Here is a 22,568-nt window from a genome sequence, read left to right as displayed (position 1 = left end):
TCGCTTCGTGAAACGGAAGACTCAGTTAGCACCCTCACACCGAGAGTGCTAACGGCAAGTCTAGAGGCGTCCTGGCACTCGTGCAACGCGAGTGCCAACACAAGCTCGCACCTAGGCTGGAGCGATGGAGATGAGCGAGCTGCGCGCCCTTCTCACCCCCGAAGGACTGCGCCTGCTGGATGAGACGGGACCGATCGAGTCGACGGCCGCGGTCGCGACGGCCGTGAGCAGGCTCCGCGCCGCGGGACACGGGCCCGACCTCGTCTCGGCGGTCGTCGGTCAGGCGCGACTGCGCGCCCGCTCGGCGGCGAAGTTCGGACCGTTCGCCGGCCGGATGCTCTTCACCGCCGCGGGGCTCGAGCAGGCCACCCGCCTGAGTGTGGCCGCCCGCCATGCCGGTCGGTTCCGCGACGCGGGACGCCGTCGCATCGCCGATCTCGGATGCGGGATCGGCGGCGATGCCCTGGGGTTCGCAGCCCTCGGGCTCGAGGTCGCCGCCGTGGACGCCGATGAGGCGACCGCGGCCGTCGCCGCCTACAATCTGGCGCCGTTCGGCGACACCGTCACGGTCTCGCACGCCCGCGCGGAGGAGATGGATCTCGGCGACAGGGATGCGGTGTGGCTCGACCCCGCGCGTCGCCCGGTGGGCGGCTCCCACAGCGACCGCCTGCGCGCCGACGAGTACAGCCCGGCGCTCGGCTGGGCGTTCGAGCTCGCCGAACGCATGCCGACCGGCATCAAGCTCGGTCCCGGCTTCGATCGCGACAGCATCCCCGACGGTGTCGAAGCGCAGTGGATCAGTGTGGACGGATCGACGATCGAGCTCGTCCTCTTCTCCCGGGAGCTGGCTCGCGACGGGGTGCGGCGTGCAGCACTCGTCGTCCGCGGCGACCAGGTGCACGAGCTCACATCCGCTCAGGACGCCGAAGACGTCGCCCCTCGCCCGCTCGGCGCGTTCCTCCACGAACCGGACGGCGCCGTGATCCGCGCCCGCCTGATCGGCGACGTGGCCCGATCGCTGGATGCGGGCACGCTCGATGAACGCATCGCCTACCTCACCTCGGACGAGGCGATGACGAGCCCGTTCGTGCAGAGCTTCCGCGTGCGGGAGCAGCTCCCCGCCGACGAGAAGAAGCTTGCTCGCGCCCTTCGCGAGCGCGGTATCGGCACGCTCGAGATCAAGAAACGCGGCGTCGACGTGGACCCGGCGCAGCTGCGCACCCGGCTCAAGCTCAAGGGCGAGGCTTCAGCGACGCTGCTGCTGACGCGGATCGGCGACAAGCGCGCCGCGATCCTGGCGGACCGCGTCTGATCAGCCCTCGCCGACGACCCTGCGTCGTCGGAACACCGCCGCTGCATACACGAAGGCCGCCGCGGCCGCGATGACGATCACCCCGGCGGCGACGACCGCCGCCGCCCCCAGCAGCGCGTTGTCTTCGAGAAAAGCCGCGACGGCGATGAACACCGCGCTCGGCACCAGCATGCAGGCCAGAACCCCGGCCGCGACCACGATGACAGGGCTGATTCGTCCCCACTCGATCCCCATGCTTGCGAACCTATCAAGCACACCGGCGTGCGGGAGCACTCGCCCGAGGGGAGAAAAGTCAGACGATCCACCCCGATTGGATGCCCGCGTACATGAGCCATCCCGCGCTGTAGATCAGCGAGAGCGCACCCAGCGCCACACCCCACGCCGCGATCGGGCGACTCTCCACGCGGCCGCGCAACGACATGACCCCCAGAACGACGGCGCCCACCCCGATCGGGAAGCCCCATCCGACCACGATGGCGACGATGAGGGCCACGACGGCGAAGCCGAGGGAGAGCGTCGCGAAGTTGGCGGGAGCGCCCGCATCCGTCGTCGGCAGGGTCGCGGTCGTCGCGGGGAGCTCCTCATGCTCGGCGACCTGCTCCCGCACGTCCACGGGCGCGGTCGGCGGGCGGGTGAAGCCGCCGCGGTGCGTGCCCGGGAGCTCGGCGGCCTGCGTCGGGACGATCACATCGTCGGAAGGCGACTCGACGCGGGCGACGACCGGCAGTTCGCCGACGGGCTGCTCGGGCGGCGAGGGATCCAGAGCCGCGGCTGCCGCCAGCAGGGGCTGCGCGGCCGCGTCGTCCGGCCCGTACGCCGATGCCAACGACGCCGGATCTTCCGGCGCGTCGTGTCCCTGTTCGCGGTTCACCGCTGCTCCGCCACCTGGATCTCGGTGACCGGCAGCGTGGAGTCGGCGCCGAAGCGGAGCGTCGACGGAGCACGCCCTGCAGAGATCAGCTCAGCGGCCAGCGCCGCGATCATCGCCCCGTTGTCGGTGCACAGGCTCAGCGGCGGGATGCGGACCGCGACGCCGGCCGCGGTGCCGCGCTCGAGAGCCACGTCGCGCAGCCTGCGGTTGGCGATCACGCCGCCGCCCAGCAGCAGGCGCGGCACACCGTAGCGCGCGCAGGCGTCCAGCGCCTTCGTCACCAGCACGTCCACGACCGCCTCGCGGAAGGATGCGGCGACGTCGGGCACGGAGGCCTCCGGCGTCTGCTCGAGGTAGCGCGCCACGGCCGTCTTCAGGCCCGAGAACGAGAAGTCGTAGCGGTGCTCCGCCATGTCGGAGGCGCGGGAGAGCCCGCGGGGGAACCGGATGGCGGTGGGATCGCCCTCGGCGGCGGCGCGGTCGATCTGCGGGCCTCCCGGGTAGGGCAGACCCAGGATGCGGGCGACCTTGTCGAACGCCTCCCCCGCGGCATCGTCGACCGTCTCACCCAGCAACTCCACATCGCTCGTGAGATCGCGCACGAGCAGCAGCGATGTGTGGCCGCCGCTGACGAGCAGGGCGACCGTCGGGTACTCGAGGGGGGCCGCATCCGCATCGAGGATGTCGGCCGCGATATGACCGACGAGGTGGTTGACGGCGTAGAGCGGCTTGCCGAGCCCCACGGCGAGCGCTTTCGCCGCTCCGACGCCCACCATGAGTGCGCCGGCGAGGCCCGGACCCGACGTGACGGCGACCGCGTCCAGGTCGTGCAGGCCGACCCCGGCCTCGGCGAGTGCCGCGTGGATCGCGGGCTGCAGCGCCTCGAGGTGCGCACGCGCGGCGACCTCGGGCACGACGCCGCCGTAGCGGGCGTGCTCGTCCATGGAACTGGCGATCGTGTTCGTCAGCAGCTCGCGGCCACGGACGATGCCGATGCCGGTCTCGTCGCAACTTGTCTCGATGCCGAGCACGAGAGGTCCGCTCACGAGCACCATCCTCCGTTCACACCGGATGCCACCGCATCCTCGCCGCGGGCCGCCGCCCACGCCGGCACGTCCACGCGCATGACGATCGCGTCGACGTCGTCGGGCTGGTAGTAGCGCGGACGCCGGCCGGCCTCGACGAAGCCCTCGGAGGCGTACAAGCCGCGGGCGACGGGGTTGTCGTCGCGCACCTCGAGGAACACGTCGCGCACGCGACGTTCGTGGGCCTTCGAGAGGAGCGTGCGCAACAGCGCCCGCCCGAAGCCTCGTCCGCGCGCCGTCTCGTCCAGAGCGATCGTCTGGATGTCGCCGTCGCGCGCTCCCGCGGGCGCACGCAAGCCTGCGTAGCCGATCAGCCGACCGCCCTGCTCGAGAGCGATGTAGTGCCCGTGCGGCGAGGCGAGCTCTTCACGCATCATGGCGTCGCTCCACGCATCCGTGGGAAAGCTCGCCCGCTCCAGACGCATGATGGCGTCGAGATCGGCGGGCGTCGCCGCACGGATCACGACCCCACCCGCTTGGGCGCGTGCGGGCTCGTGACATCGGGGGATCGCAGATACAGCGGTTCGTCCGCGGCGATCGTGCGGCCGGCGGCGACGGCACGGGCACCGCACAGCGCGAGGACCGTCGCGGGGATCGCACTCGCGTCCATGCGCGCAGCGCCGAGCGCCGCGAGGCGGTCGTCCAGCTCGTCGCGCGGGCTCAGGGCGGGGCCGGTGATCCGCTCGGGCAGGCCGTCATCGTCGAGGCCGCGGTACACGGTGTAGGCGAACTCCCGACGCCGCGCGTCGGTGACGACGGCGAACGTGCCGGCGTCCGCATCCTCCATCGCCGACGCGAGCAGCACGCCGAGCGCGACCGCATCGTGGCTGGCGACGGGCACGACGGGCACACCGCGGGCGAGCGCGAACGCACGCGCGGCGGCGATCCCGATGCGCAGCCCGGTGAAGGGACCGGGGCCCATGCCCGCGACGACGTGCGTGATGCGGGCGTCGTCGTCGGCCCCCAGTCCCGAGCCGTGCGCGGCCGTGGTGCGCGCGGCCTCCGTCACGGTCAGAAGCAGATCGCCGATGACCTCGGCGTGCCCGAGGGGGTTGTCGCTGGAGACCTCGGCGCGCACGACGCCGTCGGGGTCGATGACGGCGAGCGCCGTTCCGAGCGAGGTGTCGATGCCGAGGAACACCCCTCCAGGGTAATGCGGCGCCGCCGCGGCGCTCAGACGGTGTGGTGCGTGATCGTCACCAGACGCGGCGTCTCGGCATCGAGGTCGTCGTTGTGGCGCTGATACGTCCCGCAGGCACTGTCGACCCCGCGGCCGTCCCACTCGCGATCGAGCTCGACCTCCCACCAGGAGTCCGCGATCGCCTCGATGAGTCCGTGGCCCCATTCCACGACGACCACCGAGCCCGGCAGGTCGATGTCGAGGTCATCGAGTTCCGCCGCCGAACCCAACCGATAGGCGTCGACGTGGACCAGCGGCGCTCCGCCGGTGAGCGAGGGATGCGTGCGGGCGATCACGAACGTGGGGCTCTGGATCGGCCCGCGCACACCGAGACCGGCGGCGATCCCGCGCGTCAACGTGGTCTTGCCCGCCCCGAGCGCCCCCGTCAGCACCACGACGTCGCCCGCGTGCAGGCGCTCTCCGATCTGCCGACCCAGCTGCTCCATCTCCTGCGGCGAGACGATCTCCCGCTCGCCGAGCAACTCGTCCATCGCCAGCTCACCGACCCCGTTCGTCATGTCGTGCGCAACATCGGCGGCGCCGGATTCATGCCCGCTCATCGCTCGATATCGCGCCGAGGCACGCGCACGCCGATCCGCGTGACGATCTCGTAGTTGATGGTGCCGGCGGCATCCGCCCAGTCGGTCGCCGACGGCACACCGAGGGTCGGATCGCCGAAGAGGACGACCTCGTCTCCCACGTGCACCTCGGCATCGCCGACATCGACGACGAACTGATCCATCGCGATGCGCCCGGCCACCGAGTGACGCCCGCCCGCGATGCGCACCGGTCCCGCGCCCGAGGCCTGCCGCGGCACTCCGTCGGCGTACCCCAGCGGCACGAGCGCCAGCGTCGTGCCGCCGTTCGTGCGGTAGTCGTAGCCGTACGAGACACCCTGTCCCGCACCGACGCGCCTGACGGCAGCGACGGCGGCGCGCAGCGTCATCGCCGGGCGCAGGCCCAGATCCGCGGACGAACGGTCGTCGAAGGGCGACAGGCCGTAGATGCCGATCCCGATCCGCACGCAGTTCAGCCGGGTCTGCGGCAGGGCGATCGCGGCGTGGGTGGCGGCGATGTGGCGCAGGCGCGGCGTCAGGCCGGCGGCGGATGCGGCGGCGACCGCATCCTCGAAGCGCGCGAGCGCAGCCAGGTCGTCCTGAGCGGAGGCGTTGGAGAGGTGGCTGAAGATGCCGATCACCCGCACCCGTCCCAGCCGTTCCCAGCGGGCCGCCTCCGCGAACAGTGCGGCATAGTCGGCGGGCGAGGCGCCGTTGCGCCCCAGTCCGGTCTCGAGCTTCAGGTGCAGCACGGCGGGACGATCGCCGCTTCCGGCGGCGGCTGCCGCGTTCAGCTGATCCAGGTTGGACACGCCCAGCTCGATGCCGCGCTCGACCGCCTCGCCGAAGGAGGCGCCGGGAGCGTGCAACCACGCCAGGATGGGCGCGTCGATCCCGGCGCGCCGCAGGGCCAGCGCCTCGGCGATGTCGGCGACACCGATGCGCGTCGCACCGCCTGCGAGCGCCGCCGCGGCGGACCGGGCGGCTCCGTGCCCGTAGCCGTCGGCCTTGACGACGGCGATGACCTCGACGCCCGTCAATCGGCGCAGCTGACGAACGTTGTCGGCGATCGCCTCGACGTCGATGATCGCTTCTCGCATGACCCCGGCCGGCAGCGTACTCATGGGACCTCCCGTCGCCGCATCCACGGTACCCGCTGACGCAGGACGCTCAGCGCCGCCACTTGGGCGCGGGCGGCTCCCATGCCGCGAATCCCGCGAGCAGCGCCGCCGGGTCAGCGGCGACGCCGAGGGTGTCGCGGAAGGCTGCGGTCAGGAATCCGGCCTCGACCATGCCGTCCAGCATCGTTCCCAAAGGCGCCCAGAAACCGTCGACGTCGTAGAGCGAGACGGGCTTGCGGTGCAGACCCAGCTGCAGCCAGGTCCACGCTTCGAAGAGCTCCTCGAGCGTTCCGGCCCCGCCAGGCAGGGCCACGAACGCATCGGCGAGCTCCGCCATCCGCATCTTGCGCTCGTGCATGTCGGCCACGATCTCGAGCCGGGTGAGGCCGGGGTGGGCGAGCTCCGCATCCACCAGGGCCTGCGGGATCACTCCGTGAACCTCGCCGCCCGCGGCGAGGGCGGCATCCGCCACGACACCCATGAGTCCGGCCCGCCCGCCGCCGTACACGAGCCCCATGCCGGATACGGCGAGCGCCTCGCCCACCGCGGCCGCGGCCTGCGCGTGGGCCGGCGAGACGCCGAGGGCGGAGCCCGTGTAGACGGCGACGCGCGTGATCATGCCGGTGCCGCCTCGGCGACGACGTACGCCGTCGCAAGGTCCGCATCGTGGCTCATCGACAGGTGCACGGCCACGATGCCGCGCGCCGCGACGACCTCGGCCGTAGAGCCGGTCAGCGCGAAGATCGGTCGTCCGGAGGGCTCCGACGCCACCTCGATCTCCACCCAGTGCACGCCGTCCGATCCGCCGAGCGCCTTGATCAGCGCCTCCTTGGCGGCGTAGCGCGCGGCGAGCGAGCGCGGCTTCAGCATGCGCTCGGCGGGTGAGAAGAGGCGCGTCAGCAGGCCGGGCGTGCGCGCGAGCGTGCGCTCGAAGCGCGGCACGTCGACCAGGTCGACGCCGATTCCGACGATCATGTGCCCTCCCGGATGCGGCGGCTCCCCGCATCCGCCACCCTATCCGCGCCCCGGGACGCCCGAGTTGCGTCGCGCATGCGCACCCGCCACAGGAATGCGCATACGCGCCTGTTCATCACAGGCGCGTATGCGCAGAAGTGTGGCCCTTACTCGACCGTGACCGACTTGGCCAGGTTGCGCGGCTGGTCGACATCCAGGCCCTTCGCCGTGGCGAGGCCCATCGCGAAGATGTGCAGCGGGACGACCGCGAGCAGCGCCTCGAACAGCGGGCCCGCGAGCGGGATGTGCAGCACCTCGTCGGAGAACGGCAGGACGCTCGCGTCGCCCTCCTCCGCGATCACGATGACGCGGGCGCCGCGCGCACGGATCTCCTGGATGTTGGAGACGACCTTGTCGTGGAGTACTGAGGACTCGCGCGGCGACGGCACGATCACGAACACCGGCTGACCGGGCTCGATCAGCGCGATGGGCCCGTGCTTGAGCTCGCCGGCGGCGAAGCCCTCCGCGTGGATGTAGGAGATCTCCTTGAGCTTGAGCGCCCCCTCCAGCGCGATCGGGTAGCCGACGTGTCGGCCGAGGAACAGCACCGACCGGGTGTCTGCCATCCAGTGCGCGAGCTGCGTGATGCGCTCCTGCTGCGTCTCGAGAATGGTGCTGATCTTGCCGGGCACCGACTCGAGCTCGCGCACGTGGTCGGCGATCTCGGCTGCCGTCAGCGACCCTCGCACGCGCGCGATGTGCAGCGCGAGCAGGTAGATCGCGGTGATCTGGGCGACGAAGGCCTTGGTCGAGGCCACGGCGACCTCGGGTCCGGCGTGCGTGTAGACGATCGCATCCGACTCGCGCGGGATGGTGGCACCCTGCGTGTTGCAGATGGAAAGCGTGCGCGCGCCGCGCTCGCGGGCGTACTTGACGGCCATGAGGGTGTCCATGGTCTCGCCGGACTGGCTGATCGAGACGACCAGCGTGCGCGGGCCGATCACCGGGTCGCGGTAGCGGAACTCGTGCGCGAGCTCGACGTCGACCGGGATGCGGGTCCACAGCTCCAGCGCGTACTTGCCGGTCTGCCCGGCGTAGGCCGCGGTGCCCGCCGCGATGATGACGACGCGGTCGATGTCGGCGAAGAGCTCGTCGAGTCCGTCGAGCTCGGGGACGACCACGACACCGTCGCGGATGCGGCCGCGGATCGTGTTGGCGACAGCCTCGGGCTCCTCCGAGACCTCCTTCGCCATGAACGAGGACCATCCGCCCTTCTCGGCGGCGGCAGCATCCCAGGTCACTTCGAACGGCTCGGGCTCCACGACGTTGCCGGCGAAGTCCGTGACCTCCACGCCGTCGGGGGTGATGGCGACGATCTCGTCCTGGCCGATCGCGAGCGCGTTGCGGGTGTGCTCGACGAACGCCGCCACGTCGGACCCGAGGAAGTTCTCGCCCTCGCCGAGGCCGATCACCAGCGGCGAGTTGCGGCGCGCGGCGACCACGAGTCCGGGGTGGTCCTTGTGCATCGCCAGCAGCGTGTAGGCGCCCTCGAAGCGGCCGACGGTCGCGCGGAACGCGGCGATCAGGTCGCCGGATGCGGCGTACTCGCGGCCGATCAGGACAGCGGCCACCTCGGTGTCGGTCTCGCTGCGGAACGTGTAGCCCTCGCTGACCAGCTCGGCCTTGAGGGCCGCGAAGTTCTCGATGATGCCGTTGTGGATGACGGCGAGCTTGTCGTCGTCGGCCAGATGCGGATGGGCGTTCGCGTCGGTCGGGCCGCCGTGGGTCGCCCAGCGGGTGTGGCCGATGCCGGTGGTGCCGTCCGCGAGCGGCAGGCGCGCGAGGTCGTCGCGCAGCACGCTCAGCTTTCCGGCACGCTTTCGCATCCCCAGGTCGCCGTCGGCGTCGATCACGGCGATGCCGGCCGAGTCGTATCCGCGGTACTCGAGACGGGCCAGACCCGAGATCAGGATGTCCTGGCTCGGCCGAGGGCCGACATATCCGACGATGCCACACATGCGATCCATCGTAGTTGAGCGCAGCCGTGAACCCGCCCGGCGTCGAGCCGTGCAATCCGTGGGCCCAGTCGGGGCCGCGCGCGCCGGGCCGGTGGTGCCGGACGCGTGCCTCTCGCAGGGGCGACAGTTTCCCGCATCCGCACCAGTGAATGACTGTGGCGGATGCGGAAAGGTGTGGCATCTGCGCAACTGCGACGCAACTCGGGCACCGGAGGGTTGCCCGGGTCGGGGCGTCAGAGCTTGCGCAGGAGCACCGTCTCGACGGCGTGGGAGGCGCCCTTGCGCAGCACGAGCGAGGCGCGGTGACGCGTGGGCAGCACGTTCTCGATGAGGTTCGGCAGGTTGATGCTGTTCCAGTAGTACGCGGCCCGCTCGCGCGCTTCTTCGTCCGAGATGTCCGCGAGAACCCGGAAGAACGAGTTCGGGTTGCTGAATGCGGCATCGCGCAGCGCCAGGAACCGGTCGGTGTACCAGCCTTGGATGTGATCGGGTTCGGCATCCACGTAGATCGAGAAGTCGAACAGGTCGCTCACCGCGACGTCGTGCGGGACGGGCGGCGGCTGCAGCACGTTGAGGCCTTCGACGATCACCACGTCGGGCCGGTGCACGCTCGTGTGCGCGTCGGGCACGATGTCGTACCGCATGTGCGAGTAGTACGGCGCGTGAACTTCGGCGGCACCCGACTTCACCGCCGTGAGGAAGGCGATCAGCGCGCGGCGGTCGTAGGACTCGGGGAAGCCCTTGCGGTCCATCAGCCCGCGCCGCTCCAGCTCCGCATTCGGGTAGAGGAAGCCGTCGGTCGTGACGAGCTCCACGCGGGGCGTGCCCGGCCAGCGGCTCAGCAGCTCGCGCAGCAGCCGGGCGATCGTTGACTTGCCGACCGCGACGGAGCCTGCCACGCCGATCACGAACGGCGTGGTCTCGTCGGGTTCGCCCAGGAAGGTGCTCTCCTCCGCGCCGAGCCGCTTCGTGGCGGATGCGCGCAGCGACAGCAGCCGGCTCAGCGGAACGTAGACCTCGCGCACCTCGGTGACATCGAGCATGTCGCCCAGCCCGCGCAGCTGCACGACCTCGGCCTCGGTCAGCGGTTGATCCATGCCGCGGGCCAATCGGGCCCAGTCGGCGCGGTCGATCTCGCGGTACAGCGACTCGGCTGACGCCGCCGGCAGGGTGGTCTCCTCTGGCACCCGCCCATCGTAGTGGCGCCGCACCGGCGTGGCGTTCCCCCTCGCAGCGCGCGGAAAGGTGTGCGCCGCTACTCTCATCGGGTGCGGCTCGGAGTTCTCGACATCGGTTCCAACACCGTGCATCTGCTCGTGGCGGATGCACACCCCGGCGGAAGGCCGCTCGCGACGACGAGTCACCGCACCGTGCTGCGCCTCATGCGCTACCTCACGCCGACGGGCGCCATCGACGAAGAGGGCATCCGTGCGCTCGAGGATGCGGTCGCCGAGGCACGTGAGACAGCCAGGCGCGAGGGTGTCGCCGAGCTGCTCGCGACGGCGACCTCCGCGGTGCGCGACGCCACCAACGGGGAGCTCGTGATCGCCCGGATCGAGGAGGCGCTGGGCCAGCCGCTCCAGGTCCTCGGCGGAGAGGACGAGGCGCGCTTCACCTTCCTCGCGGTCCGACGCTGGCTCGGCTGGTCGGCCGGCCAGATCCTGCTCTTCGACATCGGCGGCGGCTCGCTGGAGATCGCCGCGGGCGCGGACGAGCTGCCCAGCTCGCCGCATCCGTTCCCCTCGGTGCCGGCCGAATGACGGTGGGCTATCTCCCCGAGGATCCTCCCGGGGAGGATGCGGTCGAGCGCCTGCGCGCACACGCCGAGGAGGTGCTCGCGCCCGCGGCAGCCGGGTTCGCGGCGCTGGCCCGGCCCGACCACGTGGCCGGCTCCTCGAAGGCCATCCGCTCGCTCGCCCGCCTCGCCGGCTACCCCGTGCCGGGATGGTCTGGCAGCGAGCGACTGCTGCTGCCGCGACAGGCGCTCGGCTCGTGGATCCCGCGTCTGGCGCGACTTCCCGCCAGCGCCCGGCAGGAGCTGCCCGGGATCACCCCCGACCGCACCTTCCAGATCGTGGCGGGGGCAGTCGTGCTGCACACCGCGATGCGCGCACTCGACATCGACGAGCTCGAGGTGAGCCCGTGGGCTCTGCGCGAGGGCGTGCTGCTGCGCTACATCGAGGCGATGGCCTGGGGCTGACGACCCATAGCACCCACGGGCGGGGCGAACATAGACTGACCGCCGTGATCCGCGGGGGGGTCGATCTGCACCCGACCCGCGGATCACGGTACCGACGTCCCCCCATTGGCGGCCGCCGCCATCTCGAGAGCAGGACCTTCCGTCGGTAGGAACGAAAATATGCCAACTCAGGACGAACAACAAGACTCTGGACGCAGAGTCCATAACGATTCGTCACAGACGGGCCGCGCAAGACGCATCCCACGTGACGACTGCGCCGTCGTGTCCTGGATGCGGCGGCCGATCTCCTCGCGGACGGCGCCGTGAGCGTGGGGCTGCACCAGCTCAACATGGAGGAGCTCATCCGGCGCGTCGGTGTGCCCCGGAGCTCCGCGTTCGCGGCGTTCGGCGGCAAGGACCAGCTCCTCTCCGCCCTCATGCTGCGCCTGCTCGAGCCGCGCGGCCCCCATCCGATCGGATACTCCGCCGCCACCATCCAGATCGCGACCGCGGTCTTCGAGCAGTACTCGGAGCATCTGGTCGACGCGAACGGCGCGCCCGATCCCGTGGGCGTCGAGCGCGTGCTGCAAGAGTCCGTACGCCGAGCCATCGGGCAGAACGTGCTCGACACGATGGCCTCCACCGAGTGGAAGAACTACATGGCGCTCTCCGTGTCGGTGGGCTCGCTCCCCGACGACCAGCAGGCGGAGGTGCGTCGCGCGCTGGCGGCGAGCGAGACCCGGTTCCTGACCGAGATCGCCGACATCTACCAACGCGTTCTCGCCCGCGTCGAGCGCGAGCCGGTCCCCGGCGTCACCTGGCTGCAGATCGCCGCGGCCGGCGCCTCGCTCATCGAGGGCATGGCCAGCAAGCGCCTCGTCGGCATCGACGGCATCGACGACGTGGTGCTGCGCGAGGGCATCGACGGCGAGGAGGTCCCCTGGGAGTTGCCGGCGCTGGCGTTCTGGTCGCTGCTCATGGGCCTGACCCGCCCCGCGGGAGAGCCCCGTCATACAGCCTGAGCCCGCCCAGGCGAGCCGATAGGATACGGGGGGCGCCCATCCCCCACCCGCCGGGCGCGCAATCCACCCTGTCTGCGAAGGAATCCCTGTGGCGAGACTGCGCATCGCACTCGTCGAGGATCAACCTCTGTACCGCGACATGCTCGTGGGTCTGCTGCGCGCCGTCCCCGACTTCGAGGTCGTCATCGCCGTGAGCTCCGCCGCGGAGACCACGGGCTTCCCTCGCGATCTCGACGTCGCGCTGCTGGACATCACGCTCCCCGACGGCGACGGGATCGAGGTGGGTCGGCGCCTGCAGGAGCGGCAGAGCTCACTGTCGATCGTGCTGCTGTCGGCCGTGGACCGGCTGAACACCCTGCTGGATGTGCCGGAGGAGCAACGCCGTCGGTGGAGCTACCTCTCGAAGACCTCCGCGCTGTCGGCGCCTTCGCTGGTGTCGGCCCTGCGCGCCAGCGCGAACGGACGCAGCGTGCTCGATCGCGAACTCGTGGAGCGTCGCCGGGCACGCCCGCGAGGCCGCCTGGCCGCCCTCAGCGCCCGCCAGTTCGAGGTGCTGACGCTGCTGGCGGAGGGGCTGACGAACACCGCCATCGCCCGTCGACTCAACCTCGCCGACCGCTCCGTCGACAACCACGTCAACGCCGTCTACAACTCACTCGGACTCGGCGGCGATGCGGAGCGGAATCCGCGCGTGAGCGCCGTGCGCATCTTCCTCGAGGAGAGCGCGTGAGCGCAGATCCCGCGAGCGACATCGCTCTTGTGGATCGCGCCGCCGATCAGCGGCAGTTCTCCTTCGTCGCCCTAAGCCTGGGCGGCACCCTCTCGCTGGCCATCAGCGCTCAGGCCGTACTCCTGCTCGGAGTCAACGCGGTGTCGCTGCGCGGCACCGACGCATCGCCGTTCGTCGATCTCGTCATCCGGGTGGCGATCAACCTCTGCGGCGTCGCGATCGCAACGCTCCTCGCGAGCCGCGCGCGCCTCATCTGCCGCACGGGGGTCGTTCGCATCGCGATGGTCGTCGGCTGCGCGGGGTTCGCGGCGGCGTGCCGTGCCGCCGCGCAGATCCTCGTCGGAATCTATCCCTCTGTGATGCTCACGCTCGCGGATGCGGCCATCGCGACGCTGCTCATGTCGGTGACCTTCGTGTTCGCCCTGCAGAGCGTGGGGTCGCGGCGCCGTGCCCGGGAGTCCGAGCGCACGCGACTCGCCCAGGCCGCACAGGCGACGGCGGCCTTGGCCGCCCTGCAGGACGAAGGCTGCACATGCGGCGGGAGATCGCGGATACCCTCCACGGCACCCTGCAGGGACGCGTCGTCATGCTGCAGGCCGACCTGCGCGCGTTGGCCCGCGGATTCGACGGGCCCGAGCGCACCCGAATCGATCGGATCGGGCAGGAGCTCGATGCCCTGCGCGAGAACGAGCTGCGTGCCGTGAGCGCCACCCTCTACCCGGAGGGCATCGATCGAGGACTCGTCGCCGCACTCAGGGCGCTGGTCTCGCGCATCCCGGCCGCAATCGACGCTTCCTTCGTCGTGGTCCCCTCCGGGGCCGAGCCCGAGCTCGACCTGGCTCGCCGCCTCGCGCTCGTGCGCGTCGCGGAGGAGGGGGTGTCGAACGCGCTGCGACACGGGCTCGCGGGGCGAATCGACACCGTGCTGCACGTCGGGATCGACGAGGTCACCCTCAGCGTGCGTGACGATGGCATCGGGGTGGACCCGAGCGCGGTTCTCAGCGGACTGCGCCGCCTCACCGACCGGTTGGGCGGTCTGGGCGGACGCCTCGAACTCCTCCCGACGGAGTCTGGGGCTGAGCTCGTCGCGCGTGTGCCGCGCAAGTGAGACGCCTCAGAGCGCGAGACGCTCGCGCACCGCGGCTGCCAGTCGCTGTGCGATCCGCTCGGCCTGTTCGGCGTCTTCCGCCTCGACCATGACGCGCACGAGCTGTTCCGTGCCGGACGCGCGCAGAAGCACCCGCCCGCTCGATCCGAGCTCGGCCTCCGCCTCGGCGACGGCCTCGGCGACACCCGAATCGGCGACGCGTGTGCGGTCGACGTCCTTGACGTTGATGAGCACCTGCGGGAAGACGGTCATCACCGAGGCGAGCTCGGCCAGCGAGCGCCCCTGACGCGCCATCTCTGACATCAGGTGCAGTCCCGTCAGCAGGCCGTCGCCGGTGGTCGCGAAGTCGCTCATGATCACATGACCCGACTGCTCGCCGCCCAGCGCGTATCCGCCGGCGTTCATCTCCTCCAGCACGTATCGGTCGCCGACGGCCGTCTGGAGGACGCGGATGCCGTTGGCGGCCATCGCCCGGTGAAGCCCGAGGTTGCTCATCACGGTGGCGACGAGCGTGTCGTGGCGCAACACACCGCGATCACGCATCGACACCGCCAGGATCGCCATGATCTGATCACCGTCGATCACGCGCCCGCCCGCATCCACGGCGAGGCAACGGTCGGCGTCGCCGTCGTGCGCGATGCCGAGGTCGGCTCCCACGCGCAGCACCTCGGCCGCCAGATGATCGAGATGCGTCGAGCCGACGCCGTCGTTGATGTTGAGCCCGTCGGGGTCGGCACCGATCACGGTCACGCGCGCACCCGCGTCCCGGAACGTCTCGGGAGAGACGCCCGCAGCCGCGCCGTGGGCGCAGTCGAGCACCACGTGCAGGCCGTCGAGACGGTGCGGCAGCGACTGCAGCAGGTGCACGACGTAGCGGTCCTCCGCGTCGGCGAAGCGACGGATGCGGCCGACCTCGGCACCCGTGGGCTGGAGCTTGGGACCGGCGAGCGCGAACTCGATGCGCTGCTCGACGGCGTCGGGCAGCTTGACGCCGCCGCGCGCGAAGATCTTGATGCCGTTGTCGGGAGCGGGGTTGTGCGACGCCGAGACCATCACTCCGAAATCGGCGTCGATGTCGCCGATGAGGAAGGCTGCGGCGGGTGTGGGCAGCACGCCGGCATCCAGGACGTCGACTCCCGAGGAGGCGAGGCCCGCGGCGACGGCAGCCGCCAGGAACTCCCCCGAGATCCGCGGGTCGCGCGCGACGACCGCGGTGGGCCGCTTGCCCGCCGCGCGGCGGGCTTCCGCGGAACGGCCCTGGCCCAGGACGACAGCGGTCGCCTGGGCCAGGGAAAGCGCCAGATCGGCGGTGAGGGGGCCGTTGGCCAGCCCCCGCACGCCGTCCGTACCGAACAACGCCATCCGGCGTGTCAGCGCTTCGAGTACTGAGGAGCCTTGCGGGCCTTCTTGAGACCAGCCTTCTTGCGCTCCTTCACACGAGCGTCGCGCGAGAGGAAGCCGGCCTTCTTGAGGGTCGGGCGGTTGTTCTCGACGTCGATCTCGTTCAGCGCGCGGGCGATGCCCAGGCGCAGCGCACCGGCCTGGCCCGAGGGGCCGCCACCGTGGATGCGCGCGATGACGTCGTACGCGTCGGTGAGGTTGAGGAGCGTGAACGGGTCGGTCACGAGCTGCTGGTGCAGCTTGTTCGGGAAGTAGTCCTCGAACGTGCGGCCGTTGATGGTGATCGTTCCCGAGCCCGGAACCAGACGCACGCGGGCGATGGCCTGCTTGCGACGGCCGACGGCTGCGCCGGGGACCGAGAGCACGGGGCGCTCGGCGACGACGGCAGCGACGTCCGTGGGGGTCTCGGTGGAGTAGTTGGAGGTTTCTTCGGTGTTCGCCACGAGAGTGTCCTTAGTCTGAGCGGCGCTTACTGGGCGACCTGGTCGAAGGCGTAAGCCGTGGGCTGCTGCGCGGCGTGCGGGTGCTCCGCACCGCGGTAGACCTTCAGCTTCGAGAGCTGCTGGCGACCCAGGCTGTTCTTGGGGAGCATGCCGCGAATGGCCTTCTCCACTGCGCGGACGGGGTTCTTCTCGAGCAGCTCCGAGTAGGTGACGGACTTGAGGCCGCCCGGGTAACCGGAGTGGCGGTAAGCCTTCTTCTGCTCGAGCTTCTGCCCGGTGAGGGCCACCTTGTCGGCGTTGATGACGATGACGAAGTCACCGGTGTCGACGTGGTTGGCGAAGGTGGGCTTGTGCTTGCCGCGGAGAAGGGTGGCCGCGTGCGAAGCGAGGCGTCCGAGGACGACGTCGGTCGCGTCGATGACCAGCCACTCGCGCTGGATCTCGCCAGCCTTGGGGGTGAAAGTGCGCGTCACGTTAGTGCTGCTTTCTTGATCGAACGGAGAGGTTCGTGAATCCCGCTCCGGGGTGCTTCTCGCGAGAGAAGACGCCAGTGGAGGGCTCACGTTCGTGGCACCGACCAGCAGGGATGCGGCACCAAACGAAAAGCTTAGCACGCCGGGCCCCCGCGCCCCGCATCCGCTTCCCGAGCTCGACCGCCTTCATGTTGCATAACACTTGTGCATAGAAACTGTGCATGACTAGAGTCGCGGTATGGAAGAGCCTCGCCGCGACAACACCATCCGCCTCGACAGCCGGGCCGTGCGCGCACTCGCTCACCCGTTGCGTTCGCGCATCCTCAGCCGTCTGCGCACCCACGGCCCGGCGACCGCGACCGAGCTCGCTGCCGCACTGGGCACCAACTCGGGCGCGACGAGCTACCACCTGCGCGCCCTCGGCGACGTGGGACTCGTGACCGACACCGGCGAGGGCGAGGGGCGCCGACGCGAGTGGCGTGCGGCGAGCGAGCGCCACTCGTGGGTCGATTCCGACTTCGCCGGCGACGAGGATGCCCGGACGGCTCTGGCGTGGCTGAGTCGCGACTACGTGCGTCAGTTCGCGGCGGGCGCCGAGCGCTGGCTGGATGCGGCCGAGCACTGGCCCGCGGAATGGGTCGACGTCCTGGGCCTGTCCGACGGCTTGCTGACTGTGACACCCGAACAGACCGCCGCCTTCTCCGCCGAGCTCGCCGAGCTCATGGCGCGCTACCGCGATGCGGGCGCGGCAGACCCGCGGGCACGCCGCATCCATGTCAGCGCCTTCGCGAGGCCCCTCGATCTGGACGACGAGTGATCACCGCGGCCGTTGCCGAGCGCCGGTTGCTCTGGCTCACCGCGTTGCGCTGGCTGCCGGTCGGCGTCACCTTCGGACTCACCGCGCTCCTGCCGCTGGAGCGGGGGCTCAGCCTCGTCGAGGTCGGCGCCATCCTTTCGGTGCAGGGTATCGTCGCGCTCGTGCTGGAGCTGCCCACGGGGGGTCTGGCGGACGTTCTGGGGCGCCGCCCCGTGCTGCTGATCGCGGCGATGATCGGTCTCTCGTCGACCGTGCTGTTCGTGCTCGCACAGGATGTGGCCGCGTTCGCTGTCGCGATGCTCCTGCAGGGCGTGTTCCGCACGCTCGACTCCGGCCCGCTCGAGGCCTGGTACGTCGACGCGGCCCACGCCGACGACCCCGCCGCCCCCGTGGAGCAGGGACTCGCCCGCGCCGCCACCGTGCTCGGCGTCTCGATCGCGGCGGGAGCGCTCGGGGGCGGCCTTCTCGTGGCGTGGGCACCGCTGGCGGACACCTCGGCACTGGTCCTGCCGTTCCTCGTGAGCCTCACGCTGTCGGCGGTGGGCGTCGTGATCACGGCGATCCTCGTCGTCGAGCCGGCACGCCCGCGCCGACGGACGGGCGCTTCCGCCACCGGCTCGTCGGGGTTGCGCGGCGCACTGCGCCTGGTCCGCCGTTCCCCGATCCTCAGGGCGCTGCTGGCGGTGGAGGTCTTCTGGGCCGTCGCCATGGTCGCGTTCGAGACCCTCACGCCGGTGCGGCTGGCGGAGCTCGCCGGCGGCGAGGATGCGGCGGGCGCACTGTTCGGTCCCGCGTCCGCCGCCGCCTGGGGACTCTTCGCGCTCGGCTCGCTCCTCGCGGGGCGCGCGGCCAGACGGTGGGGCGTCGCGGTCACGGCGGCGCTCGCCCGCGTCCTGAACGGGGCGTTCGTCGTGGTCATGGGTCTCGTCGCCGGCCCCGTGGGCCTGCTCGCCGCCTACGGCGCCGCGTACCTGTCGCACGGCGCCGCCGGACCCATGCACAACACGCTGCTGCACCGGCAGGCCGACGCGGGCACGCGCGCCAGCGTGCTCTCCGCCAATGCGATGGTCTCCGGCGGCGTGTACAGCGCGGGTCTGCTCGCCCTGACCGCACTGGCGGAGCACACCGGCACCGGCGTCGCCTTCGCCGTGGCGGGCGGCTTCAGCGTGTTCGGCGCGCTCTGCTACCTCCCCGCCTGGTGGGCGGAGCGTGCAGCCGGCCCGGCGTGAGCCGTGGACCATCCGTCCACAGATCGGTTCCGATGCGGCCCGAGGCCGAAGGCGTTCCGTAACGTGAGGCTGTGATGCCCGACGCCGTCGTCCCCGCCCGCGGGTTGCGCACCGTCCCCTTTCTCGCCGCCGTCAACCTCGCCGCCCTCGGAGCCCTCACCGCCCCCGCGGTCGTCGGTCTCCCGGTGCGGGTGGCCGAGCTCGTGCCCGCCGCCGAGCGCGCCGGCACGCTCGCCGCCGTCATCGCCGCGGGTGCGTTCGCCGCGATCGTGGCGAACCCGCTCGTCGGGTTCCTCTCGGACCGCACGCGTGCCCGGTGGGGCAGGCGGCGTCCCTGGATGCTGGCGGGAGCCGTCACCGGCCCGCTGGCGACCTGGTGGCTGCTGAGCGCGAACGACCTGGTCACCGTCGTGTTCGCCTGGATCGGGATGCAGATCTGCTACAACGCCGTGCTCGCCACCGCGGCCGCCCAGCTCGCCGACACGGTCCAGGAGCGTTGGCGGGCGGGAGCGTCGGGGATCTTCGCGGCCGCGGCCTTCGTCGGCACGGTCCCGCCACTCGTCATCGCCGCGACCCTTCCGACCCAGCTGGTGCTCGCGTCGGCGATCATGCCCGCCGCGGCGGTCATCGCGGTCGTCCTGTGCGTCCTGTTCGTTCCGGATGCCGTCGTCGACGGCGCCGATGTGCCGGCGCGTCCGGTGCGGGCATCGCGCTTCGCCATCGCGCCCGGCTTCGCCGTCGTCTGGGTGCAGCGACTCCTGCTGCAGTCGGCGTTCTCGCTCACCACCGCCTTCACCCTCTACTTCGTGATGGACCGCATGCTCCGCGATCAGGCATCGGCCACGAGCGTCACCTCGCTGTCCACCGTGCTCGGCGGCGGCGCCATCGTGGTGGCCGCCGTCACGATGGGGCTGCTCGCCGGTCGCCGCGGCGATTATCGACCGTTCCTCGCGGCCGCCATCGTCGGTCTCATCGCGGCCGCTCTGCTGCGCGCGTTCGCCGCGGAGCCGGTCCAGCTCTGGACGAGCGCGCTCGTGGGCGGGCTCGCCATGGGCACCTTCTTCGCGGTCGACTTCGCGCTCGCGCTGCGCACGATCCCCGCCGAGCGCACGGGCGCCTACCTCGGGGTCCTGAACGCGACGGAGACCATCCCGCAGGTCGTGGGGCCGCTCGCGGCCGCAGCGCTTCTGGCCACGGGCGGCGACCCGCTCGGTGGCCGCGGCGGCGATTACGTCGCGCTGTACGCGACCGCGGCGGCGGTGGCGGTCCTCGCGCTGGTGCTGCTGCGGCTCGTCGCTCCCTACGCCCGCCGTCCCGTCACTGCTGCGAGCCCAGAAGATCCAGCGCCGCGAGCGCACGAAGGGCATCCGCGCGCGAGCTGACACCGAGCTTGCGGTAGAGACTGCGCAGCTGCGACTTCACGGTGTTCGGGGAGACGACCAGCGCGGCCGCGATCTCGGCCACCGACTCGCTGCGGGTCAGTTCGTCGGCCACCGCGATCTCGCGAGGAGTCAGCTGCACACGACGACGAGTCGCCGGGACCATGCCGATCCGCTGCGCGCGTGCGATCAGGTCCTGGGCGTGCGGATCGACCGCGATCTCGGCGATCGCCTCGAGCGCGTTGGTCGGCACCATCGCCAACGGCACCAGCAGACCACGCTGATCGAGCACCGTGGTGAGACGCTCCAGCATCCGCCTGGTCGCGTCCGTGTCGCCGCCCGCCAGAGCGAGTGCGCCGACGGTGAGGGCGAGGTGCTCGGTGTCGATGCGCGGCGATGCGGCCATGCCCGCCGACGCCTGCAGCACGCGCACGGCACCCTCCACATCGCCGGCGGCCAGCGCGATGCGCCCGAGGCTCACCCCGCGCCGCACGGGCTCCTTCTCCTTCGTCACGGCCCGTTCGGCCCCGGCAGCATCTCCCGCCGCGAGCAGCACGAGCGCGCGCGTGTGGCGCAGCCGACTCAGCGTCAGCTCGCTCGTCGCGTGGCGCGCCTGCTGCGTGCGCAGCGCGTTGGCCAGGAGAGCGTGGGCCGCCCCGACCCGCCCGCGCGCGAGGGCGATGAGAACGTCGACGTGCGTCAGCAGCGGCCAGTGCTCGATCGTCGCGCGATGCGGATCGAGAACGCGGATGGCGGCGTCCGCTGCATCCGGGTCGCCGTCTTCGAGGGCCGAGAAGCCGCGGGCCAGCTGGAGAAAGCTCCCCGGGTAGCCGTCGATCCACCGCTCGGGCCAGGTGCGTGAGAGCGCCTCCTCGATGGTCTCGCGGGCCTCCTCGACCTCGCCCGCGACAGCGAGCGTGCCCGCCGTGAGGGCGAGCCCCTGCAGACCCGCGAACAGCCCCTTCGTGTCGCTGACCGCCGTCGAGCGACGGAAGCAGTCGAGCGCTTCCGCCGTGAGTCCGCCGTAGAACAGCGAGGTGCCGATCTGGTTGTAGACGGTCGGCTCGTTGCGGCCGAGCCCGTCGCGCTCGGCCGCATCCATCTCCTGCAGTGCGCGGTAGCCGTCGCGCGCCGCGGCCAGCGCTCCGGAACGACCCGAGACGCGATAGGAGGCCGTCTCGATCGCGCGCAGCAGCACGCGGTCGGGGCCCGGCGCGGTGGCCCGCTGCATCCGGGCACCGTAGACGGCCAGACCGAAGTACTCGAGGGCTCGCAGACGCTGGGTGCCGCTGGCGTTCGCGACGATGGCGAGCACCATGGCGACGAGGGGCCTCGTGCGCAGCGACAGCAGCGGTACGTGGGCGAAGAGCTCCGTCAGCCGGCCCCGGTACGTCAGCAGCTCGTTCCAGTGACGCCGGATCACGTCGTCGATGAGAGCGGCGTCGTCGATCTCCACCGCGCGCCGGAGCGCCGAGAACGCGAGACCCCGCTCCAGCTCCCAGCGGGCGACGCGGCGGACGATCTCGCGCACCTCCGGGCGCGAGCGCTCGCGCCGCAGGCTCTCCTCCGCCGCGAGGCGCAGGAACGGCGAGAAGACGAACACGGCGGAGGAGTCACGCTCCCCCGGCGTCTCCCAGGAGCCGAGCCCTTCCGCCTCCGCCGTCTCGAGCAACCGCAGAGCGTCGGAGCGACCGGAGATCGCCTCGGCCAGACGGACGTCGAGCGCATCGGCGATGGCCACCGTCTGGAGGAACCCCACGAACGCGTCGTCCCAGTTCCCGCCGCGCAGCCGCAGCAACGAACGGGCGGCCTGCTCCACGTTCGCGCCCGTCGAGGCGCCGACGTCGCCGAGCGTGAGCATGCGCGCGAGGGCGGGCACGCCGCCGGCTGCGACGATCTGGTCGGCGGCCGCCGCGTCGCCGGCGAGCTCGAGCGCCTCGGATGCGGTGAGCGCCAGCTCTTCCCTGCCCACGATGACGGCGTCGACGAGGACCGCGAGGCTCGGTTCGGTGAAGAGGGATGCACGACGGACCGTGACGCGCACGACGAGCTCGGGGACGTCGGCAAGGACCTCGAGCAGGCCCCGCACGGTCGCCTCCGAGAGTCGGTCGCCGTCGTCGAGGGCGACCGCGAGCGGGCCGGGCTGACGCCGGAGCCCTCGAGCGAGCAGCCCCCACGGGTCGTCGTCGACGGCGAGCGTCTCCGCCGCGGTGCGCAGCGGATTGCCCTCGTCGAGCAGACCCGCATCCGCGAGCTGCGCGGCGAGCTGCTGCACGAAGGGGCGCGGTTCCCCGCCGCCGTCGCGCACCCGCATCCAGACGCCGCGGCTGCCGGTGCTGCGGGCCCACTGCGCCATCGCGACCGTCTTGCCGTAGCCCATGGGGGCGTGCAGGACGACCAGCGGCGCCGCGTCATCGAGCACGGCCACCAGGCGGGGTCGCGCGAGGACGCCGACACCGGCGCGCGGCACAGCGGACAGGCTCATCGGGTCGTCTCCGGCGACGGTTCCGGGTGTCGGGCATCCCGCCGCCGGCTCCACCTTACGGCGATGGGGACGCGCGGGGCGGATGCGGGCGCCGAACACACGCCGACGCCCCCGTCCGCGTCAGCGGACAGGGGCGGGCGTTCACTCACCGGGTGTGACATGTCGGCTCGGCGTCGCCACCCCGCGGGGCGGGGTGGCGACCGG

General features: G+C 71.6%; 23 protein-coding genes and 1 pseudogene. 9 read left to right on the top strand and 15 right to left on the bottom strand.

What is annotated here, in order from left to right; all coding sequences use genetic code 11:
• Positions 1-124 precede the first annotated feature (124 nt).
• Positions 125-1,312 (top strand): class I SAM-dependent methyltransferase, encoded by a 1,188-nt coding sequence (locus AC1VNH_RS14470; protein WP_483112203.1) that lies wholly within the window; start codon positions 125-127, stop codon positions 1,310-1,312.
• On the opposite strand, the gene AC1VNH_RS14465 is transcribed toward AC1VNH_RS14470, so the two are convergent.
• The 11 genes from AC1VNH_RS14465 to coaA form a co-directional block, all read right to left on the bottom strand.
• Positions 1,313-1,546, bottom strand: a complete 234-nt coding sequence (locus tag AC1VNH_RS14465; protein WP_483112202.1) for a hypothetical protein — start codon at positions 1,544-1,546, stop codon at positions 1,313-1,315.
• 58 nt (positions 1,547-1,604) lie between these two features.
• The gene (locus tag AC1VNH_RS14460; RefSeq protein ID WP_483112201.1) at positions 1,605-2,183 is read right to left on the bottom strand and encodes a hypothetical protein; all 579 of its coding nucleotides are present in this window, start codon (positions 2,181-2,183) and stop codon (positions 1,605-1,607) included.
• Positions 2,180-3,238: a tRNA (adenosine(37)-N6)-threonylcarbamoyltransferase complex transferase subunit TsaD gene (gene tsaD / locus AC1VNH_RS14455; protein WP_344229614.1), complete on the bottom strand. Its 1,059-nt coding sequence runs from the start codon at positions 3,236-3,238 to the stop codon at positions 2,180-2,182. The genes AC1VNH_RS14460 and tsaD overlap by 4 nt, the downstream gene beginning before the upstream one ends.
• Positions 3,226-3,693 (bottom strand): ribosomal protein S18-alanine N-acetyltransferase, encoded by a 468-nt coding sequence (gene rimI, locus AC1VNH_RS14450; protein ID WP_243227288.1) that lies wholly within the window; start codon positions 3,691-3,693, stop codon positions 3,226-3,228. The genes tsaD and rimI overlap by 13 nt, the downstream gene beginning before the upstream one ends.
• Before the next feature lie 35 nt (positions 3,694-3,728).
• Positions 3,729-4,409: a tRNA (adenosine(37)-N6)-threonylcarbamoyltransferase complex dimerization subunit type 1 TsaB gene (tsaB, locus tag AC1VNH_RS14445; protein WP_243226842.1), complete on the bottom strand. Its 681-nt coding sequence runs from the start codon at positions 4,407-4,409 to the stop codon at positions 3,729-3,731.
• A 32-nt stretch (positions 4,410-4,441) separates the two neighbouring features.
• Positions 4,442-4,939, bottom strand: coding sequence for a tRNA (adenosine(37)-N6)-threonylcarbamoyltransferase complex ATPase subunit type 1 TsaE (tsaE, locus tag AC1VNH_RS14440; RefSeq protein WP_483112734.1), 498 nt, complete (start codon positions 4,937-4,939; stop codon positions 4,442-4,444).
• 65 nt (positions 4,940-5,004) lie between these two features.
• Positions 5,005-6,129 (bottom strand): alanine racemase, encoded by a 1,125-nt coding sequence (gene alr / locus AC1VNH_RS14435; protein WP_483112199.1) that lies wholly within the window; start codon positions 6,127-6,129, stop codon positions 5,005-5,007.
• A 46-nt stretch (positions 6,130-6,175) separates the two neighbouring features.
• Positions 6,176-6,745 (bottom strand): LOG family protein, encoded by a 570-nt coding sequence (locus AC1VNH_RS14430; RefSeq protein ID WP_483112198.1) that lies wholly within the window; start codon positions 6,743-6,745, stop codon positions 6,176-6,178.
• Entirely contained in the window at positions 6,742-7,101 is a 360-nt protein-coding gene (locus AC1VNH_RS14425) for a holo-ACP synthase (protein WP_483112196.1), read from the bottom strand. The genes AC1VNH_RS14430 and AC1VNH_RS14425 overlap by 4 nt, the downstream gene beginning before the upstream one ends.
• A 146-nt stretch (positions 7,102-7,247) precedes the next feature.
• Positions 7,248-9,098, bottom strand: a complete 1,851-nt coding sequence (gene glmS / locus AC1VNH_RS14420; protein ID WP_483112195.1) for a glutamine--fructose-6-phosphate transaminase (isomerizing) — start codon at positions 9,096-9,098, stop codon at positions 7,248-7,250.
• Positions 9,099-9,331: 233 nt separating this feature from the next.
• Complete coding sequence (gene coaA / locus AC1VNH_RS14415) at positions 9,332-10,285, bottom strand: type I pantothenate kinase (protein ID WP_483112193.1); 954 nt, start codon at positions 10,283-10,285, stop codon at positions 9,332-9,334.
• A gap of 81 nt (positions 10,286-10,366) precedes the next feature.
• Between coaA and AC1VNH_RS14410 the strand changes: the two are divergent.
• The 5 genes and pseudogenes from AC1VNH_RS14410 to AC1VNH_RS14390 all read left to right on the top strand — a co-directional run bounded on the left by AC1VNH_RS14410 (position 10,367) and on the right by AC1VNH_RS14390 (position 14,137).
• Positions 10,367-11,298: pseudogene (locus tag AC1VNH_RS14410) on the top strand (Ppx/GppA phosphatase family protein).
• Between the two features lie 251 nt (positions 11,299-11,549).
• Positions 11,550-12,299, top strand: a complete 750-nt coding sequence (locus tag AC1VNH_RS14405) for a TetR family transcriptional regulator (protein ID WP_483112733.1) — start codon at positions 11,550-11,552, stop codon at positions 12,297-12,299.
• Positions 12,300-12,387: 88 nt separating this feature from the next.
• The gene (locus AC1VNH_RS14400; RefSeq protein WP_483112192.1) at positions 12,388-13,029 is read left to right on the top strand and encodes a response regulator transcription factor; all 642 of its coding nucleotides are present in this window, start codon (positions 12,388-12,390) and stop codon (positions 13,027-13,029) included.
• Entirely contained in the window at positions 13,026-13,733 is a 708-nt protein-coding gene (locus AC1VNH_RS14395) for a hypothetical protein (RefSeq protein ID WP_483112191.1), read from the top strand. Before AC1VNH_RS14400 ends, AC1VNH_RS14395 begins: the two co-directional genes overlap by 4 nt.
• On the top strand, positions 13,730-14,137 hold the full coding sequence (locus AC1VNH_RS14390) for an ATP-binding protein (RefSeq protein WP_483112190.1): 408 nt from the start codon (positions 13,730-13,732) through the stop codon (positions 14,135-14,137). Before AC1VNH_RS14395 ends, AC1VNH_RS14390 begins: the two co-directional genes overlap by 4 nt.
• Before the next feature lie 6 nt (positions 14,138-14,143).
• Here AC1VNH_RS14390 and glmM read toward each other — a convergent pair whose 3' ends face one another.
• The 3 genes from glmM to rplM are packed head-to-tail and all read right to left on the bottom strand — an operon-like array spanning position 14,144 to position 16,454.
• On the bottom strand, positions 14,144-15,499 hold the full coding sequence (gene glmM / locus AC1VNH_RS14385; protein ID WP_483112189.1) for a phosphoglucosamine mutase: 1,356 nt from the start codon (positions 15,497-15,499) through the stop codon (positions 14,144-14,146).
• A gap of 8 nt (positions 15,500-15,507) precedes the next feature.
• Positions 15,508-15,981 carry a 30S ribosomal protein S9 gene (gene rpsI / locus AC1VNH_RS14380; protein ID WP_274287389.1) on the bottom strand — a complete coding sequence of 158 codons (474 nt, stop codon included), beginning with the start codon at positions 15,979-15,981 and terminating at the stop codon, positions 15,508-15,510.
• Between the two features lie 26 nt (positions 15,982-16,007).
• Positions 16,008-16,454, bottom strand: a complete 447-nt coding sequence (gene rplM / locus AC1VNH_RS14375) for a 50S ribosomal protein L13 (protein WP_137419039.1) — start codon at positions 16,452-16,454, stop codon at positions 16,008-16,010.
• 238 nt (positions 16,455-16,692) lie between these two features.
• On the opposite strand from rplM, the gene AC1VNH_RS14370 reads away from it, so the two are divergent.
• The 3 genes from AC1VNH_RS14370 to AC1VNH_RS14360 all read left to right on the top strand — a co-directional run bounded on the left by AC1VNH_RS14370 (position 16,693) and on the right by AC1VNH_RS14360 (position 19,882).
• Positions 16,693-17,271 carry an ArsR/SmtB family transcription factor gene (locus AC1VNH_RS14370; RefSeq protein ID WP_483112188.1) on the top strand — a complete coding sequence of 193 codons (579 nt, stop codon included), beginning with the start codon at positions 16,693-16,695 and terminating at the stop codon, positions 17,269-17,271.
• On the top strand, positions 17,268-18,500 hold the full coding sequence (locus AC1VNH_RS14365; RefSeq protein ID WP_483112186.1) for an MFS transporter: 1,233 nt from the start codon (positions 17,268-17,270) through the stop codon (positions 18,498-18,500). Before AC1VNH_RS14370 ends, AC1VNH_RS14365 begins: the two co-directional genes overlap by 4 nt.
• Positions 18,501-18,574: 74 nt before the next feature.
• Entirely contained in the window at positions 18,575-19,882 is a 1,308-nt protein-coding gene (locus tag AC1VNH_RS14360; protein ID WP_483112184.1) for an MFS transporter, read from the top strand.
• Here AC1VNH_RS14360 and AC1VNH_RS14355 read toward each other — a convergent pair.
• Positions 19,818-22,364 carry a LuxR C-terminal-related transcriptional regulator gene (locus tag AC1VNH_RS14355; RefSeq protein ID WP_483112183.1) on the bottom strand — a complete coding sequence of 849 codons (2,547 nt, stop codon included), beginning with the start codon at positions 22,362-22,364 and terminating at the stop codon, positions 19,818-19,820. The two genes, AC1VNH_RS14360 and AC1VNH_RS14355, sit on opposite strands and share 65 nt — an antisense overlap.
• Positions 22,365-22,568 lie beyond the last annotated feature (204 nt).

The organism is Microbacterium sp. KU4F (assembly GCF_056868075.1).
The sequence above is the reverse complement of the archived record's forward strand: the minus strand, read 5'-3'. Positions and strand labels throughout refer to the sequence as shown.